At 34.5% G+C, this 17,406-nt stretch carries 17 protein-coding genes; 12 read left to right on the top strand and 5 right to left on the bottom strand.

The window, feature by feature from the left end; all coding sequences use genetic code 11:
* Positions 1 to 24: 24 nt before the first annotated feature.
* Entirely contained in the window at positions 25 to 837 is an 813-nt protein-coding gene (locus ACIQ7N_RS22170) for a DUF6597 domain-containing transcriptional factor (RefSeq protein ID WP_402936277.1), read from the top strand.
* Positions 838 to 1,956: 1,119 nt separating this feature from the next.
* On the opposite strand, the gene ACIQ7N_RS22165 is transcribed toward ACIQ7N_RS22170, so the two are convergent.
* Positions 1,957 to 2,406 carry an NUDIX domain-containing protein gene (locus ACIQ7N_RS22165; protein WP_274069133.1) on the bottom strand — a complete coding sequence of 150 codons (450 nt, stop codon included), beginning with the start codon at positions 2,404 to 2,406 and terminating at the stop codon, positions 1,957 to 1,959.
* A gap of 712 nt (positions 2,407 to 3,118) precedes the next feature.
* Between ACIQ7N_RS22165 and lepB the strand changes: the two genes are divergently transcribed.
* From lepB to ACIQ7N_RS22150, 3 genes are all read left to right on the top strand, one after another.
* Positions 3,119 to 3,709, top strand: a complete 591-nt coding sequence (gene lepB / locus ACIQ7N_RS22160) for a signal peptidase I (protein ID WP_402936275.1) — start codon at positions 3,119 to 3,121, stop codon at positions 3,707 to 3,709.
* A gap of 222 nt (positions 3,710 to 3,931) precedes the next feature.
* Positions 3,932 to 4,483, top strand: coding sequence for a DUF6773 family protein (locus ACIQ7N_RS22155; RefSeq protein WP_402936273.1), 552 nt, complete (start codon positions 3,932 to 3,934; stop codon positions 4,481 to 4,483).
* Positions 4,449 to 4,643, top strand: coding sequence for a helix-turn-helix transcriptional regulator (locus ACIQ7N_RS22150; RefSeq protein ID WP_248718819.1), 195 nt, complete (start codon positions 4,449 to 4,451; stop codon positions 4,641 to 4,643). Before ACIQ7N_RS22155 ends, ACIQ7N_RS22150 begins: the two co-directional genes overlap by 35 nt.
* Positions 4,644 to 4,789: 146 nt before the next feature.
* Here the strand turns inward: ACIQ7N_RS22150 and ACIQ7N_RS22145 are convergent, their stop codons facing one another.
* Positions 4,790 to 5,383, bottom strand: a complete 594-nt coding sequence (locus ACIQ7N_RS22145; RefSeq protein WP_402936271.1) for a YdeI/OmpD-associated family protein — start codon at positions 5,381 to 5,383, stop codon at positions 4,790 to 4,792.
* 577 nt (positions 5,384 to 5,960) lie between these two features.
* Here ACIQ7N_RS22145 and ACIQ7N_RS22140 point away from each other — a divergent pair.
* A complete protein-coding gene (locus ACIQ7N_RS22140) occupies positions 5,961 to 6,710 on the top strand; it encodes a hypothetical protein (protein WP_402936269.1) in 750 nt (249 codons plus the stop codon).
* Positions 6,711 to 7,033: 323 nt separating this feature from the next.
* Entirely contained in the window at positions 7,034 to 7,483 is a 450-nt protein-coding gene (locus tag ACIQ7N_RS22135; protein WP_402936267.1) for an HTH domain-containing protein, read from the top strand.
* A gap of 288 nt (positions 7,484 to 7,771) precedes the next feature.
* On the opposite strand, the gene fumC is transcribed toward ACIQ7N_RS22135, so the two are convergent.
* Together fumC and ACIQ7N_RS22125 are read right to left on the bottom strand one after the other, a co-directional pair.
* Positions 7,772 to 9,163 (bottom strand): class II fumarate hydratase, encoded by a 1,392-nt coding sequence (fumC, locus tag ACIQ7N_RS22130; RefSeq protein WP_402936265.1) that lies wholly within the window; start codon positions 9,161 to 9,163, stop codon positions 7,772 to 7,774.
* A gap of 365 nt (positions 9,164 to 9,528) precedes the next feature.
* Positions 9,529 to 9,744: a hypothetical protein gene (locus tag ACIQ7N_RS22125; protein WP_132362795.1), complete on the bottom strand. Its 216-nt coding sequence runs from the start codon at positions 9,742 to 9,744 to the stop codon at positions 9,529 to 9,531.
* 337 nt (positions 9,745 to 10,081) lie between these two features.
* On the opposite strand from ACIQ7N_RS22125, the gene ACIQ7N_RS22120 reads away from it, so the two are divergent.
* The 3 genes from ACIQ7N_RS22120 (at position 10,082) to ACIQ7N_RS22110 (ending at position 13,649) form a co-directional block, all read left to right on the top strand.
* Positions 10,082 to 11,104, top strand: coding sequence for a trypsin-like serine peptidase (locus ACIQ7N_RS22120; RefSeq protein ID WP_402936263.1), 1,023 nt, complete (start codon positions 10,082 to 10,084; stop codon positions 11,102 to 11,104).
* A gap of 593 nt (positions 11,105 to 11,697) precedes the next feature.
* Positions 11,698 to 12,429, top strand: a complete 732-nt coding sequence (locus ACIQ7N_RS22115) for an AAA family ATPase (protein WP_402936261.1) — start codon at positions 11,698 to 11,700, stop codon at positions 12,427 to 12,429.
* Positions 12,426 to 13,649: a GNAT family N-acetyltransferase gene (locus tag ACIQ7N_RS22110; protein WP_402936259.1), complete on the top strand. Its 1,224-nt coding sequence runs from the start codon at positions 12,426 to 12,428 to the stop codon at positions 13,647 to 13,649. The genes ACIQ7N_RS22115 and ACIQ7N_RS22110 overlap by 4 nt, the downstream gene beginning before the upstream one ends.
* 438 nt (positions 13,650 to 14,087) lie before the next feature.
* Here the strand turns inward: ACIQ7N_RS22110 and pdxR are convergent, their stop codons facing one another.
* Entirely contained in the window at positions 14,088 to 15,476 is a 1,389-nt protein-coding gene (pdxR, locus tag ACIQ7N_RS22105; RefSeq protein ID WP_402936257.1) for a MocR-like pyridoxine biosynthesis transcription factor PdxR, read from the bottom strand.
* 112 nt (positions 15,477 to 15,588) lie between these two features.
* Between pdxR and ACIQ7N_RS22100 the strand changes: the two genes are divergently transcribed.
* The 3 genes from ACIQ7N_RS22100 to ACIQ7N_RS22090 are packed head-to-tail and all read left to right on the top strand — an operon-like array spanning position 15,589 to position 16,935.
* The gene (locus tag ACIQ7N_RS22100; RefSeq protein WP_402936255.1) at positions 15,589 to 16,029 is read left to right on the top strand and encodes a GNAT family N-acetyltransferase; all 441 of its coding nucleotides are present in this window, start codon (positions 15,589 to 15,591) and stop codon (positions 16,027 to 16,029) included.
* A 15-nt stretch (positions 16,030 to 16,044) separates the two neighbouring features.
* Positions 16,045 to 16,473: a GNAT family N-acetyltransferase gene (locus tag ACIQ7N_RS22095; protein ID WP_402936253.1), complete on the top strand. Its 429-nt coding sequence runs from the start codon at positions 16,045 to 16,047 to the stop codon at positions 16,471 to 16,473.
* Positions 16,474 to 16,533: 60 nt separating this feature from the next.
* A complete protein-coding gene (locus tag ACIQ7N_RS22090; RefSeq protein WP_248718834.1) occupies positions 16,534 to 16,935 on the top strand; it encodes a hypothetical protein in 402 nt (133 codons plus the stop codon).
* Positions 16,936 to 17,406: the final 471 nt, after the last annotated feature.

Here is a 17,406-nt window from a genome sequence, read left to right as displayed (position 1 = left end):
GAGTGAACTAAAGGGGGCGGTTTATTGAGTAGCTATTATCCAATCCAACCTGAATTGGTCCAAAAAACGTATTCTTATAGAGAACTTGCTCCAAACAGCCATTTAAACCAGGATATACTATTTTATTATGAGTTTGAACCAATAGGCATTAATAGTGATATTCATGTCATTCCTGATGCCTGTCAAGATTTAATGTTTTACATGGGCAAAAATCAACAGGTTGTCTTAGGGAATACCCCGACTACACGTGAAATTTATTCATTTACCCCAAAAGGTAAATATTTTGGTGTTCGTCTAAATCCAAAACAAACAGTTATTCAATACAATTGCGCATTAAAACAAATTGTTCAACAACCGTTTGTTAATGTTGAATTAGGCTGCACACTAGACTCTAAATTTATACAAGCTGTTTTTGAAGCAGAAGATTTCGAACAAAGGGTGCAGATTTGTAATGAGTATTTTGGTTCTCAAAAAAAGGATAAAAGCTTGGGTGATGAAATATTCGCTACTTGTTTTGATTCTATTATTGAAAATAATGGGCTGTTTTTACCAGCTGTAATTCAGCATAAAACAGGTTATTCTGAGCGATATATCCGAGAACTTTTTTACAAAAAAACAGGTTTTGGACCAAAAAAACTAAGCAAATTCATTCGTATTCAACTCTTACTTCAACATTTTTCTTTTGAAGAGACACCTGTAAACATTGACCAATATGGTTACTATGATCCTTCCCATTATTACAAAGAATTTAAAAGTTTACTTGTCATAACACCTGCTGAATATTTAAAAGAATTTTTAGGTTGGAAAAATATAAAACGAAAGTTTCTATCTTATTAGCCCCTCAAAGTTCACTCTTTTTATAAAGAGGCTGTGTCCAAAGCGAATGGTAAAATTCACTTTTTATTTATTTGAAAACAAAAAGCTGAACTATTGTAGAATGCTGTGTTAGCATTTTTTAATTGTTCGGCTTTTCTAGTTGCTTAAAACCTTTTGTCCCAGCCTCTGTAAATGTCAAAATAACAAGGTACATTTTTGCTAGTCTAATCATGTACACTTTCGCTAATTAACTACGTTTCTATACATATGCGTGAATAATTACACTTGACACGGAGCCTCTACTCGCATGATTCGCTAGCCTAGAAACTAGCTATATCAATGGCTGACTAACCCGTCAAGGCTATCATACTCGCCACTCCCTGTATAGTTGTAAAAACAAAGGGAATTACAATTGTACTTGGTTAAACAAAATTTATTTCAATTAAGCCTCTTTATTTTCATGAACAGTATACTTTCTTCCAGAAAAAACATATCAGTTAGTTTAACTACATTAACGATTCACTACCTTAACTTTGGGGAAATTCCTATTAGCTATAAAAATTCATAACATTGATCCAGTTGCAACAAATACTCTCAGACCTAAAAGTAATCCTTCCTCTTTACATCCCCCGTATTTGGCGATGAACAAAACAAATAACATTACATAATATAGAAACATGAAATATTATTAAAAAGGATGATGTGTTATTTCTATAGTAAGAAATGGTACCCTTCCTAACGGAGAAATACAAGACGGCTGGGAAGATGTTGATGTTGTTTGGGACATTGATCGTTGGGAGAATGACGGCGGTAGAAGTGTTGGAACTCTGTATTAAGAGGAAAATACGCCGAGAGATGTGCTTATTTTAAATAAATTTTTCTATTGCCTTCCACATTATCTGTAGAGGGCTTTTTTATGTTCTTATTTGGTTCATCTTCAGTTTTATAAAATTGAAATAGTACAATGGTTATGATACAGACTGACTCAATATTGAAGGGTTTAAAAAAGCTATGAGATAGCTCGTTGAAGAGTATGTAAAGCATTCTACATTGTATAATTTCAATAATCCAGATGATTATTTGTTTTTGGTAGCTCAGTTAAAGTACGAAGTTGATTTTTAATAAAAGTATAAAACCGTGCTACTGAACATAGTCGAATACTTTAATATCAACTTCGTCAATGAATCCAATCTTCTCTTTTAAATCCCATAATTTTATTTCAGACGTTTCAGAGTTCTTCAGAAATGGTTGCAGTTTTTTTATGAAAGAAAAATAAACAGGATTATACTTTACGTTACCGTTGGATAGGTTTTTCACTTTTAGTAAGCCGGTAAAATCTAAATCTTTTACGATTTGTCCTGTTTCCTCATAAAGTTCTCTAATAGCACATTCCTTTGGCGTTTCATTTTCTTCCCTTTGTCCTGCGGGTAACTCCCATTGTTCTCTCCAAGTGTTATAGCACATAAGATATTTCCCTGAACAATTTAACACTGCAAAAGAGCCTGCAATGGGTTCGTAGGAATTCATTTCTTCTTCTTTTATACTAATAAAATCAAGAAATTCATAACCGTTATTCTTAGTAAGGTTCAAATGATTTCACCAACCATTTCAATTTTATTTATAGAATATTAAAGTTCGATAAATGCAAGCTGTCAAAAGTATCTAAATGAAGAAAGCAAGAACTCTTTAATATTTCACAACAACTTCCATACGAGCTACAAAAAGTAATTAAACGCTTTTCTCATACTTACAAAATGTTTGTTCTTGTACCGATAATACTAAGATTTCAGACAGGTAGCAAATATCGTCATTTACCTAAAAAGTTGCCTGTAGAAAAAAATGAAAATCTAAAAGAAAATGATAGCATATAGATTCTTTAGTCCATTGTTATATACTGCAACGATGAAAAAATTTAGTTTATAACAAGTGTGAAATATTCAACTTGATAGTTCATTCAATTAAATTTTTTATATTTCATCTTTTTTAGAACAAAAATGCTTTTAAAGAGCCACGGTGTCGACTAGTATAAACAAAGATAAAAATTAGGGCAGATATTATGGCGAATTCAGCAATAAATATGAATTATGCGGCTTGAGCTTTGAATTTTAAAGGGCTTGGCCGTTTAATCGTTTCTGATAGCGACAGTGATTAAAGAAATGAATATCGTCGTTAAACGTATAAAATGGCTTTTTTGACCTTTGTTTGTAATTGAGTTTCAAAAAATATAATCATTTGAACAGAAAATTGAAACTATTTTCCTTTTTTTACGTATTAATTAAGAGAAATACTAGGAGGTGGAATTTTGGGAGAAGAAATACAGGGAAAACAGACAAATGAGTTTGTTGAATGGGTAAAAGCAATTGCTTTCGCTTTATTGGTGGCATTTTTAGTCAAGCAGTTTTTATTTACGCCAGTACTGGTAAAGGGTGCTTCTATGGAACCGACATTGGAAGAAAGCGATCGTGTTATTGTTAATAAAATCGGTCCGAAATTTAAGTCAATTGATCGATTTGACATTGTCGTTATTAATAACATGATGATAGACAATGAAGAAAAAAATATTATTAAACGTATCATTGGTCTACCTGGAGATAAAATCGAGTATAAGGATGATCAATTATACATAAACGGGGAAAAGTACAGTGAACCTTATTTAGATCAGTACAAGAAGGATTTAAAAGATCCTGGGTCACTTACATATGATTTTACGTTAGAACAAGACTTAGGTGAAACTACTGTACCTAAAGGGCATTACTTTGTATTAGGTGATAATCGTCGTGTAAGTAATGATAGTAGAAATCCTGAGTTAGGTTTCATCCCTAAAGAAAAAATAATGGGTACAACAAGTATCGTCTGTTGGCCGATTGAGCATATTGATTTCAGATTTAACTGATAGATCGAAGGCTTAAAACTTGATAAAGATAATAATAATGACCACTCCACAAATGAGTGGTTTTTTGTTTTGTCTTTTGTAAAACCAACGTCTGGGAGACGTACGCACAAAGGGTATCATTTTATTGATGAAAAATATAATTAACTTTATGCAATATATACATTGCAAAAAGACAGATATTCTGTATAATTAAAATCATAAAATAAAGGGAGGAAAATATGGATGTTTTGGAAAAGTAAACACGTCGATGAACGAATTAAAAATCAGCAAAATAAAATTTACAAGGAGATTTTTTTCTTTGTAATTGTAATATGTTTAATATCGATCCTAATAAAATTTATAACAGAGGGAGTGTCCTCAGAAAATGTATTAACAGAACGGTTGATTTTATTATTCTCAGCAGTTTATTATTGTGGTAGAGTAGCCTATCTCGGCATATTTACTGATGAAGTTGAGATTCACGATAGTACAAGTAAGTTTAAATTAAGTACTAAATTTATTATTTTCGGTGTTGCTATTGGTATGATTATTGCAATTATTATGGGTGTTAACAGTGCATTCAACTACGCAGAAAGTACACCACAAGCAATATATTTTTTCTTTTTGGTATTTTTTGTATCACTGTTATTGTATTCATCATGTATTGCCGGAATTTTACTCTTATTTTATGGTCTTGCTAAAAAGAAAAGTGATCGAGTTATTCAAAGAATGTTAGAAGATGAAGATAGTGGTGATCAATGTGAAAAACATACGCTTAAAAATGGCTCGAATTGAACATGATTTATCACAAGGTGAATTGGCTGATAAAGTGGGGGTCACTAGGCAAACAATCGGTTTAATTGAATTAGGTAAATACAACCCGACTTTGAATTTATGTATCGCGATATGTAAAACGTTAAATAAAACCCTAGATGAATTGTTCTGGGAGGAGTAAAACTGTCGTTATGTTATCGAAGAGGCTATCTACAAAACAGATAGTCTTTTTTCTTTGAATCTCTATTAAAGCCGAAATAAAAAAGATCGAAGCCATTTGCTTCGACCTTTTTTATAACAGAGTTATTTATTTTCCCATTTAATAAACTAATCATTTAATCCTTTACCATCAAGGATGTGTTGCGTGTATTTTTCAATTCTCGACACGCGAGTTTTGGATTGTTTAGGTTGAGAGAAATGTAGAATGTATGCTCTTTGTCGTCCTGGCGTCAATTTTTCAAAAGCCGTTTTTAAGGTAGGCATTTCATTGAATTTATGGTGAAGTTCTTCAGGAATTATGTATTCCTTATGCTCTTTCATGGGCACTTCTAAACCTGCTTTTTCAACTTCGATGGCTTCAAGAATATAGTCTTTTATAATCGTTTCCATCCCAACTATTTCTTGAACGTTGGTGAAACGAATTTGGCGCGCTGCCTGTACATTTTCAGTCTGTTGAATTAGAATCCCGTGGGCATCCTTTAACAAGGCTCCTTTATGAAACAGAAGCGCACAATAATCTTTAAAACCATGTATTAACACGATGTTTTTTTTCCCAAGCGTATAACAAGGATGCATCCATTTAAATTCTTCAGTCAATTCACAATCAAGAACGATATTTCTCAACGCCGAATATTCTTCCTGCCACTTTTTAGCTTTACCTAAAAATTCATCAACCTTTGGATTCATTTTGCTATTTGTCATCAAGGAACACCCCTCTACGATTTTTTAATCGGCTGATATTCTCTAATCGATTTATAATAAAACATTAACTAGTGTTATGTCTAGTTAAAAATAGGGCACTAATATCGCTCGAGTTGAAAAAGCCTTTGACACATGTAGCTTCAATCTTTTTTGTATTTTCTTATTGGTAAAACATTTTATTTTTGGTGAAAAATTAATTCATCACCAAAATTTGCGGACGACTTTGTTAAAACGTCTACTATATAAATAGTTGATCTTCGTTCCGACTGGGCGACTCCTCGGGGATCAGCAATAGAGGAACGAAGGCTAAAAGCATCACATCCTGTCATAACACCTTCGTGACCAACATCGTGTTGGCCCGAACCCTGCAGCGTAGCGGATGTTTTCTGTGCGAAAGCTTAACGTAGCAGCAGCACCAAATGTTTTCTGTAGCGAAAGCGAAGCGGAAGCAACAAAGCACTCAGTCGGAACGGAAATCAACCACACATTTTGGTAATGATCTGAAATATTAGGATATATTAGTATATAATGTTTATTGGAGTGTGTTAATTAAATAAAGCTAAGTAGGAGGAGAATCATGAAAAAATTTTTTATGCTGTTACTAGTAGCATTTGTTTTTGCAGTAGTACATCCAACAAAATCGGAAGCGAAAGTGATGTATGATGGAGCAGAAGTTGTAAAAGACCAAACCGGAAAAATGACCTTTAAAAAAGACATCAAGGTGTACAAGAAAAATCCAAATGGTACGTTTGATTCGTTAGTGGTCAAGCGAAATAATTTCTTTAGAACGTATGATATTGAAAAATATGATGGCAAAACATTTTACCAGATGGGGCAATATCGGGTACAAGCAACGGATTTGGTAGTTTTCAAAGAAGTACCAATAAATATTCGTTCAACTTTTTATAAAAATCCAACTTATATCTTTATTAATCGTGATAGTAATACCGCAACTTACGGAATGTGGTTCAATGAAAGAACCAACCCTGGTTTTTCTTTTACAAACAATGGACAAATAATTTCTTATTGCGGTCCCAATGATGTTAGTTCTAAAGAGTGTATACAGTATCCTGGTACAGATCTTAAAATCTCTGAGTCGAAAAGAAGCGAAAAAGGCGTGCGTTTTGAGCTAACAAAAGATACAGATTTTAAACTCGATCCAATTAAAGGATCTGCAACGATAAGTACATTGAAAAAGGGAAGTATTTTATTTTCAGAAGGTCTAGAAATTAATGGTTATCTAAATGTAACTTGGAAAAAAGATGACAACAACGAATCCACACATTGGATTCCAGTAAATTTATTAAAACAAGTTGTAGATAAGTAATTAGGAATTTACAAAAACGCTGCTCCATCTTGTTTTTTATGTATTGTAAATAAAGGTACCTTCTAAGAGAGACTTTTTTAGTGTCTATCCTAGAGGGTACTTTTTATAGAGATCATCTGCTGAAGTAACAGCACCAGTTATTGTTAAACGGAAAGCATGACCGACATATTGTACAATGAAAATAAATCCGCTTTTATTAGAAATTTGTTTTTGCGACAAGCCACTATTATCAATTGTAGATATTACATTGCTAAAAAATTTATACGCTTTGTTCATAACAACATTTGAATATTTTCACTAAAATAAAGTAGAGGTGAAATAGTATGGATGAAAATCAGAAAAAAGTAGAAATATCTTTTCTCACTGATGGACCGACCCAATCTGATTATTTTAGAGAACAATTTCAAGATTTTATTAAAAAATTTAATTTACGGCTTCAACAACTCTCTAAAATGTTTGATATACCCATAAATGACATAGAAAATATAATGAATGATTCAATTAGCATCACAAATGAAAAATTTGAAGAGATTGAGTATAAATTAACAATGTTGAATTTTGGTTTTAATGATTTTAAGGCTAAAGATAGGGTAAAGTCAATATTGAATAATTTGTTAGTGGAATACGAGATAACAACAGAAAGCTTGTCCAAAATTATAAATGTTGCAGAAAAAGAACTTATAGATTTTAAAGAAGATCAATTACTAGAGAGGAATATAGAAATTGAGATATGTGTGAATATTATCTTGCTTAATTTTGTTCTACATAAATAAATTTAAAGCCCGGTCACTCGAAATGAAATGTTCCCAATTAGGTAGACAGATTAAAATTGTTTATCTAATGGGAGTATTTTAAATATGCACCAAAATAGGCTTGAGGTATGCACAAAAACCATAAAAAAGGATTGAGGTATATCCCCAATCCTACTTTTTTCTATAAATATGCTCACCAAAGTCGTTTATTAATTGCTTCATTCTAGCCCCAATTAGCCAAGTATACAATGGAACGCATTATCTAAAAATATTGATTTGAAGATACTAAGTGATTAACTTGCACACATGTCATTTTACATTTGGATAAATCATCGTTGCAGGGTCCACATATTCATCGAACTGTTCCTCTGTTAGTAAACCAGATGCAATCGCGGCTTCTTTTAATGTTGTGCCTTCATTATGTGCTTTCTTCGCAATTTTTGCCGCATTTTCATAACCGATGTAAGGGTTTAATGCAGTTACAAGCATTAGTGAATTTTGTAAATTATGGTTAAGTACTTCTGTATTTGGCTCGATACCGACAGCGCAATGATCATTAAATGATTTCATTGTGTCTGCTAGTAGACGGGTTGATTGTAAAAAATTATAGATAATGACTGGTTTGAAGACATTTAGCTCAAAATTACCTTGGGAAGCGGCAAAGGCAATTGTTGCATCATTACCAACAACTTGTGTAACAACCATGGTCATCGCTTCGCTTTGAGTTGGATTTACTTTACCAGGCATAATAGATGAGCCTGGCTCGTTTTCTGGAATCGTTATTTCACCAATACCAGAACGAGGACCACTCGCTAACCAGCGAACATCATTGGCAATTTTCATTAAGTCAGCTGCAAGAGCCTTTAATGCGCCATGTGCGACAACAGCTTCATCATGACTCGTCAGTGCATGGAATTTATTTGCAGCCGAAGTAAAATGTTTTCCTGTTAATTGACTTATTTCCGCTGCTACACGCTCACCAAATTCGGGATGTGCGTTAATACCCGTACCAACTGCTGTTCCACCAATCGCTAATTCCTTCATATATTCTATATTTTGGACAATCATTTGCTCAGATTTAGCAAGCATTGCTACCCAGCCACTGATTTCTTGACCTAAAGTTAAAGGTGTAGCGTCTTGTAAATGTGTACGACCAATTTTAATAATATCTTTAAATTTTTCTGCTTTGTTATCAAGTGTTTCTTTTAGTAAGCGTAGTCGCGGCAGTAAATAATCTTCAACTTTTAACACTGCAGCAATATGCAAAGCCGTTGGGAAGGTATCGTTTGAGCTTTGAGATTTATTGACATCATCGTTTGGATGGATGCGTTCAGCCTCGCCAACATTTTGTAAAAGTTGGTTTGCACGGTGAGCAATTACCTCATTGACATTCATATTTGACTGTGTACCACTACCAGTTTGCCAAACTACAAGAGGGAATTGATCGTCCCATTGACCCTTTAAAATTTCGTCTGCTGCTTGCACAATCGCATGTGCTTTTATATCTGAAAGCTTACCTAATTTATTATTGGCTATCGCAGCACTTTTCTTTAAAATGGCCATTGCTTGAACTAGCTCAATAGGCATTTGTTCTGTTCCGATTTGGAAATTTTCTTTACTGCGCTGCGTTTGAGCACCCCAAATTTTATCTGCAGGTACTTTAATTTCACCCATAGTGTCTTTTTCAATACGATAATCCATGTAAAACAGCTCCTTTATTTATGTAAATCTCTCCAATTAAGGAGAATTAAACTTCTTTCAACGGGTATCAAACAGCTGTTGATAGAAGTTAAAAAAAGATATTCTTAGTCTGATGTAAGAATATCCGTTTGATACATGCTTATTTCAAAAAAATAGGGGGATGCTGAACTAAGCATTTCGGAGTAAGAAATAATTTATTGATAATGATAATTGTTATCAATTAAAAAGTCAAATACTTTTCTTGAAGACCATTTTATCGTTGAGAATAATTCGCAGTGGATTTTTCTCTTATAGTTCGATTCCCGCTTTTTTAAAGTTAAAACGCTATCATTAAATGATAGCGTCGGAAGGTGAATAGGGAAGAGCTATCTCTTTTTCTTGCCAATTTCTTTTAATGGTTGTTTTTTAGCTATTTTTTCAAAAATGATACTTACCTGATAGTTGTTGTCGTCTATTTGAACAATTTGAACAACTTTAGCTTTACGTCCTTTAATTTTAATGTTCTCTTCGACAGTAGGTAAATTTACGAGCAGCTGACTTAAAACGGACGTCTTGTTTTCATAGAAATGAGTTACAAACATAATCCTTCTCCTTATAAATGTTTTATTAAGCTTAGAAAAAAACCTTCCTTTATTATTGCTTGTATGTAATGTAAAAGAGACAGGGGTTATTGAGGATAATGAGCAAGGGGAAGGTTTTACTCAATGTATGATAAGAGCTAAAAATCTAGAACATTTTTAATTGGGGTAGAGCATAGAGAAAAGATTTGAATCCTGAAGATTGAAATGTATTAAGATCACTAAATTTTTAATTATATTCAGAATTATTTATATTTTGCCAATTTTTAATATTTTATCTTTATTTTTCCTTCCATTTCTATTAAACTATAAATAGACTTAAACCAAAGGGAGGAATAAAATGAAAAAAATTACTATTAGGTTGTTCTTTATGCTTATCTTTTTATTAGTGCCAATGAATGTTTTTGCAGATGAGTCTTTAGGTGAATTTTCATTTGATCCAAGTAAAATGTCACATCCTTATGACATGGTAAACTCGAAAGGTGAAATCATTAAATATGAGGAGTTTAATGTTAGCAATTCGCCATTAATTAATGAAATACCAAGTGTTCAAGGTTCGGGAGAAATTTCGCCCATCCAGATTGATTCAATAATGGAAGGTCACTCGTTTATCGATATTACACCACCACCAGTTGTTATTAATGATTCTACTGCTAGAGGACCATTACAAATATCACCACGCATTGTCATCGGTGACGATAGTAGAAAAAAAGTAGAGAATACTAAAGAATTGCCATATAGTGCAATTACGTATATCGAAATAAATTGGCCTGATGGAAAAGGTGGTTCTTGTACAGGTTCTTTAGTTGGCAAAAATAAAGTTTTAACAAATGGACATTGTGTAATAAACCCAGAAACAAAAGAAACTATAACTAGTGCAAAGGTTTACCCTGGCGTAAGTAATAGTGTTGGATTATTTGGTTCTTATAAAGTTAATGATTATTATGTAGCTGCTAATTGGGCTTCAACTGGTTCGAGCTCTGAAGACTTCGCTATCCTTGTTTTGGATGTATCAAAAGACAATAAACAGGCGGGAGATGTTGCAGGAACTCTTGGAATCAAACAGGTGAATAATCTTCTTAATCAAAATATCGGTATTTATGGTTATCCGGGAGATTTAATGCAGGCGAGTGGTGAAATTTCTCAATTTGGTACGAGAGGAAATATTTCTAGAGAGGATGCATCTGTAGCCTTTTATACAATTGATACTGCACCAGGACAATCGGGTTCAGCATTAATAAACACTGATAATCAAATTATAGGCGTTCATAGAGGTTCATTTGTTATTAATGGGAACCCGATGAATGGAGGACCTAAGATGAACTCTTATATGTTTAATTTTATTTCCAAAGCTTTAGAGTAAAACTACTAATAATGTAGACAAACTGAGAATTTCGGTTTGTCTATTTTTTTGACGCTAAAAAAATAAGAGCTGACTGAATTGAGCATCCCAAAACATAAGGTGGTATATCTTTTTGGTAGACAATCTTTAAGGATAGAAAAATAGGGAGTTGTAATAAAGATTCAAAAACAATATAGACGGAATTTAAGGGGAATTATTTTCGAGATTAACAGATTATGTTTAATATTAGCTGTAGCGGGAAAAATAGCAGTTCAAAATGGGAGTCAGTCTGATTATGCTATTTCATTATTTCTTGTAAATCGCTATATTATGGCATAATTTTATTATTTTTTATTGCAACTTTCGACATGTTTTTTATTTATTTCTCGGGAAATATTTCATAGATATTTGTAGTTACAACGGTGTTTTTAATGCTCATAATTATAGTTTTTGTACCTAGGGATTAGGTATTGTTATAGGTCAAGTTCAATGATGAGTTTATGATTTGTATTAATGTTTTGACTTTTCGGCATTGATTTCCTTTAGAGCTATGCGTGGCTTATGTTTGGCAAAAAGCGTAGGCACGTTATAATAGTAATAAGGGAGGAAACGAAATGTATTTAAAGTCATGTAAGGTATTACAGGGAGAAATTGCAGTGAAAGATCAATATCCCTTTAATATACCATGTTTGCAGGATTTACAGGAGCTAGAGTTTCCTACGAACGTTACCTTCTTTGTAGGGGAAAATGGCTCTGGGAAATCAACCCTATTGGAGGCTATAGCTGATCGCTGTGATTTTAATACAGCGGGGGGCGGCCGTCAAAATATATATGAAGTACATAAAGCGGAATCTGCACTTGGAGAATTCATTCGTTTATCATGGTGGCCAAAGGTTTCAAATGGCTTTTTCCTACGTTCGGAAACGTTTTATCAATTTGCGAGTCATATTGATTTGTTGGATAATCATCCAAATAAGTATGCCGCTTTTGGTGGTCAGTCGTTACATCATCAATCACATGGGGAGTCCTTTCTTTCGTTGTTTATGAATCGCTTTAAAGGGAAGGCCATTTATTTATTAGATGAGCCTGAAGCGGCGTTGTCACCAACGAGACAGCTAAGCCTCCTCAAAATTATCAAAGATTTAGAGCATGAGGCACAATTTATTATCGCCACACATTCACCTATTTTACTTGGCTATCCAAATGCTACAATTTATAGTTTTGATAATGGGGAGATTGAAGCTATTCGTTATGAGGATACTATACATTATATTGTTACGAAGCGTTTTTTAAATGCACCGGAAACCATTTTTTCAGAGTTATTTGATGAGGAGAGAGAATCATGAATCAACGTAAAGGCTTAGTCATGCGAGAAATTCGATTAGATGAAATGGCACAATCTATCGATTTGCTTAATTATGTTTTTCAAATGTCCATGTCTATTCATAAGGACCGCCGCTTTGTGAATGCTAAAAGTAAGCAATTTAACGAAGGACATGCTATTGGTTGGTTCGATGGGTCACACCTTGTATCTCAAATTTTAAGCCTACCTTTTGAGGTGAATGTTCATGGTAGGATTTATGAAATGGGAGGCATTACTGCGGTCGGAACTTACCCTGAATATTCAGGGCATGGTTTGATGGAGAGCCTTATCATTGATAGCTTGGAGCGGATGCGAAACGAAGGACAATATATATCCTATTTATTTCCATATTCTATCCCGTATTACCGTAAAAGGGGTTGGGAAATTATGAGTGATATTGTGGAATTTCAAATCAAAGATACGCAGCTTCCTCGCTATGGTGGTCTAAATGGAAAAATCCGTCGTGTCGATCCGAAACATGAAGACGTTGTGACTATTTATGCGCATTATTCAAAGAAGACGCACGGTGTCATGGTTCGTAATAGTATCGCTTGGAATGAAAAGTTTCAGGAAGATTTTTGGGAGGAAAAATTTATCGATAGTGATGTGAACCTCCAGGCAGCGGTTTATTATGATGAGGATGATATACCTCAGGGTTATATGTTTTACCGTATTATGGAGGAGAATTATTACATCGATGAAATTGTCTACTTGCAAGAAGAAGCACGTAAAGGTTTATGGAATTTTGTCTCAGCGCATAACTCAATGATTTACAATGTCTATGGTAAAACAACTGGCAATGAAGCCGTTGCCTTTCTGTTAGAGGATAGTGAAATTATTCAGAAGGTATCCCCTTATTTTATGGCACGAATTGTTGACGTAAAAGAATTTCTGTTACGCTACCCATTCACGGGAAATGATTTTCAGCTTAGACTAGCTGTTCGTGATCGCATTGTTGCATGGAATAATGGTACATTTTTTATAACGAAGCAAGACGGAAAAGTTGCAGTTGAAAAAGTGAGTGAGACACAGTCTGAAAATGCTATTCAGCTAACGGTACAAACACTTGCCACGATGTTACTAGGCTATAAACGACCGAGCTATTTAGAAAAAATCGAGCGTTTACATGGCAATGCCATTGAAATTGCACTACTAGAGACTGTACTACCAGTAGGCATTCCAACGTTTATTGATTATTTTTAAAAAAATTTGGGGGAATTTGTACAGAGACAGCTGTGCAGATTCCTTTTTATGGGTTTAAAAGAAAACTGATCAGGTAAGCGCGAGAACTGCTCAGGTAAGTGCAAGAACTGATCAGGCTAATGCGAGAACTGCTCAGGTCCAAGAGAAAACTGCTCAGGTAAGCCTGAGAACTGATCGGGTCCAAAAGAAAACTGCTCAGGTAAGCGCGAGAACTGATCGGGTTGAAGAGAAAACTGCTCAGGTCATTGCAAAAACTGCTCGGGTCCAAGAGAAAACCGCAATCAGGTCACCCAAAGAACTCGCTCGGGTTAAAAATATATTGGCAATATCGAGAAAGTGGAGCATATATTTTCTGGAGCGAGTATGTTGAATGTGCCTGATTTTCAACATATGACGATTGAGACAAAGAGTAGCCATAACCCTTGCAGTTATGGCGTATTATTCTGTAATCCAAGCTTTTCTTAGCAGTTGTACACCGAGAATGATGTCCTCCATTTTTAATTTACTAAAGCCTAATTGTATAATGGGTGTAGAGCTTGGCTGTTGTAGAAAATATGGGCTAGTAGGGTAGACCTTGACTCCGTATTGTTGTGCATTTTGAATGAGCTGCTCTTCTGAACATTGAGTTTGCACCTTCACTAATATATAAAGCCCAGATTGTTCTCCAAGTATCGTAATTTTTTCTCCGAACTGTTTGTTAAGCTCCTCTACAAGAGCATTTATTTTATGTTTATAGGTGATACGCATTCTTTTAATATGCCGTGTCCATTCACCTTGTTCCAGGAATTTCCCCATTGTTAATTGATGTAAGGACGAGGCGTTATGTTCAAAATAAGCAAAGCGTTCTTTATATGGCTGTACAAGTGATTGCGGTAGTACCATATAGCTTAAACGAATAGCTGGTAAAAATGATTTTGAAAATGTCCCCATATAAATAACACGTGACTTGTCGAGTGAGGCGAGAGCAGGAAATGGCTGTTGCGTATAACGAAATTCACTATCATAATCATCCTCAAGTATATAACCATCAACTTTTTTAGCCCACTGAATTAAAGCTTGACGCTGCTGAATGCTCATGGAAACGCCGTATGGAAAATGATGAGAAGGTGTGACATAGAGTAAGCGCGAATGTAAATGTTTTAAATGCTCAAGCTTTGTACCTTTTTCCGACACAGGTAAAGTTTCTATTTGAAAGTCGTGCAGCTTGAACGCTTCTCGTGCACCGTTGTAGCCAGGGTCTTCTAAAATAACACTTGGGAAATGTTGTTTTAATAGAAAGCCTAGATAAATTAACATTTGTTGCGTGCTACTACCGATAATAATGTCCTCTTCATTTACATGTACACCACGAGCTTGAAGCAAATAATGTACAAGCTGTTCTTTTAGAAGTGGCTCACCGAAAGGGTCGCCATATTCATAGCATTTTTGTAAAGGTAACACTTGATTAGCCATTTGTCGCCATATTTTTAAAGGGAAATGTTGTTGATCGACAGCTCCAGCCCGAAAGTCAATGATGACATCTCCACTGTTAGTTTTAATTTCTTGACTAAGGCTAGGCCATTCCTCCTCCTGAAAAAAAACTTTTTCAAATTCATTCACGAAATAGCCCTTTCGTTTTTCACCACGTATGTATCCTTCCGCTACGAGTTGCTCATAGGCAGTTAAAGTTGTATTCCGACTAACATGTAAAGTTTCGGCTAGCCTTCGAATAGAAGGAAGCGAATCATGCGTTGTTAATCTGCGTTGTTCGATTAACCATTTGATTTGTTGATAAATTTGTTTATATTTTGCCTCTTTATCTGTAAATAAGAAAATAAAATCCTCCATAAAGTTCCTCCTTGACATGTTGGAATGTAGAAAACTGTTTCTTTTTAAATGTCAGTTAGTTTTTTATCATAATACAAGAATTACATAGTAAAAGAAATGGGGAGAAACGATTATGGAGATTTGTACAGTTACCTTTGCAACTGTTGGAGACGTTGTGCCATTATTTAATGCCTATCGAGAATTTTATGGTCAACCATCAGATTTAGAACAGGCTGAGCAGTTTCTAATGGAGCGTTTAAATAAGGAGGAATCGGTAATTTTTTTAGCTTATTTGGATGCGCAGCCAGTTGGTTTTGTCCAGCTATATCCTATTTTTTCATCTGTTGCAATGAAACAAGCGTATATTTTAAACGATTTATTTGTGGCAGAGTATGCTAGAAAACAAGGTGTAGCACAGGGCTTAATTGAAAAGTGTTATTCATACTGTTTACAGAAAGAAGCGCGTTATATAGCTTTAGAAACAGCGACAGACAACGTTCGTGCTCAAAAATTATATGAGAAGCTCGGGATGAAAATAAACGATGGAGTATTTCATTATATTAAATATTGGTAAGAGGAGCTTCGAATAATGACTGTAGCAATCAAACAATTAACAACGCAGCAGGAGTGGATGGAAGCATATTACGTTCTGGTGCAGCTTCGTACGGAATTAACAGTAGAAAAATACCTCCAATTATTAAAAGAAATGACCCAAGATGGCTATTTGTTATTTGCTTTATACGAAAATATGAACATTGTGGCTGTCGCCGGATTAAGTTGGAGAGTCAACTTTTACAGTGAACGCCATATTTTTGTCTATGATTTAGTGACGGATGAGAAGTATCGTTCATTAAGTTATGGAGAAATATTATTGCACTATCTTCACAAATGGGGCAAAGAAAATGGCGCGCACTATATTGCTTTAGAGTCTGGTATTCAGAGGACTAGTGCGCATCGTTTTTATGAAGATCGATTAGGATATGAAAAATGGTGCTTTTCTTTTCGAAAAACATTGTGATCAAAGGAATATGATTTTTTTAAACCTCACACACTAGTGAAAACATGAAGGAGGTTTAACATGAAAGCACCATTCAAAAAAATAGTTCTCACGAGCCTGCTTATAATGAGCTTTACACCAATTTGTTATGCAAATAATGTAATTCAACAACATGCAAATGGTGAAGATGGACAGCTTGTTTACCATGTGAAATACGATTATGCTGCTATTTGTAAGGTGCTTGGGATAACGCAAGACGTCTATGATCAATACTGGAAAGAAGGCCTTTCTATTGTCGATATGGCAAAAAAGGAAGGGATAGAACGTCGTGAGATTGAAAGTTATTTTATCACTTTCCACTATCAAGAAATGCAAAAGTGGCGCAAGAAGGGTGCAATGAATGAGCGTCATTATTTTAATTTAGTTTATGATTTAAAAGATGACATTACAGAATTTATTGAACGAAATCCAAATAAAGAGTAAAAGCGACTAGAGTTTTTCTAGTCGCTCTTTAAATGTTTGTTTACTGAATAACATTTAATATTTATTTATAATGGTTAATTATTTAACGATTATCATTAAAAATATCTTGATTTCAACTCTGCTGTTTTAACATGAAGAAGGACGTAATATAGAGCACCTACGAAGTTTCCACATCAAGCGGCGGAAAAGCAGGAATTAGCGGCGCAATTCGAGCATTAAGCGGCGAAAAAGCAGGAATTAGCGGCGCAATTCGAGCATTAAGCGGCGAAAAAGCAGGAATTAGCGGTGCAATTCAAACATTAAGCGGCGGAAAAGCAGGAGTTAGCGGCGCAATTTGAGCATTAAGCGGCGAGGAAGCAGGAGTTAGCGGCGCAATTCGATTGAGTCCGTATAATTGTGTAAAAAGAAAAGGGGTCATTTTCTTTCCTCTTGGTTACAATGTTTTCAACCACGAAAATAAAGTAAAGTGAG

Source organism: Lysinibacillus sp. NPDC095746 (assembly GCF_044763535.1).
Lineage (GTDB): Bacteria > Bacillota > Bacilli > Bacillales_A > Planococcaceae > Lysinibacillus.
This window is presented reverse-complemented; position numbering and strand designations above follow the sequence as displayed.

Coding starts and splice junctions, on each gene's coding strand:
- pdxR (WP_402936257.1), bottom strand. CDS start 15,476: ATGGAGGATTTTATTTTCTTATTTACAGATAAAGAGGCAAAATATAAA.
- ACIQ7N_RS22095 (WP_402936253.1), top strand. CDS start 16,045: ATGACTGTAGCAATCAAACAATTAACAACGCAGCAGGAGTGGATGGAA.
- ACIQ7N_RS22120 (WP_402936263.1), top strand. CDS start 10,082: ATGAAAAAAATTACTATTAGGTTGTTCTTTATGCTTATCTTTTTATTA.
- ACIQ7N_RS22135 (WP_402936267.1), top strand. CDS start 7,034: ATGGATGAAAATCAGAAAAAAGTAGAAATATCTTTTCTCACTGATGGA.
- ACIQ7N_RS22125 (WP_132362795.1), bottom strand. CDS start 9,744: ATGTTTGTAACTCATTTCTATGAAAACAAGACGTCCGTTTTAAGTCAG.
- ACIQ7N_RS22100 (WP_402936255.1), top strand. CDS start 15,589: ATGGAGATTTGTACAGTTACCTTTGCAACTGTTGGAGACGTTGTGCCA.
- ACIQ7N_RS22115 (WP_402936261.1), top strand. CDS start 11,698: ATGTATTTAAAGTCATGTAAGGTATTACAGGGAGAAATTGCAGTGAAA.
- ACIQ7N_RS22090 (WP_248718834.1), top strand. CDS start 16,534: ATGAAAGCACCATTCAAAAAAATAGTTCTCACGAGCCTGCTTATAATG.
- fumC (WP_402936265.1), bottom strand. CDS start 9,163: ATGGATTATCGTATTGAAAAAGACACTATGGGTGAAATTAAAGTACCT.
- ACIQ7N_RS22155 (WP_402936273.1), top strand. CDS start 3,932: ATGTTTTGGAAAAGTAAACACGTCGATGAACGAATTAAAAATCAGCAA.
- ACIQ7N_RS22145 (WP_402936271.1), bottom strand. CDS start 5,383: ATGACAAATAGCAAAATGAATCCAAAGGTTGATGAATTTTTAGGTAAA.
- ACIQ7N_RS22110 (WP_402936259.1), top strand. CDS start 12,426: ATGAATCAACGTAAAGGCTTAGTCATGCGAGAAATTCGATTAGATGAA.
- ACIQ7N_RS22140 (WP_402936269.1), top strand. CDS start 5,961: ATGAAAAAATTTTTTATGCTGTTACTAGTAGCATTTGTTTTTGCAGTA.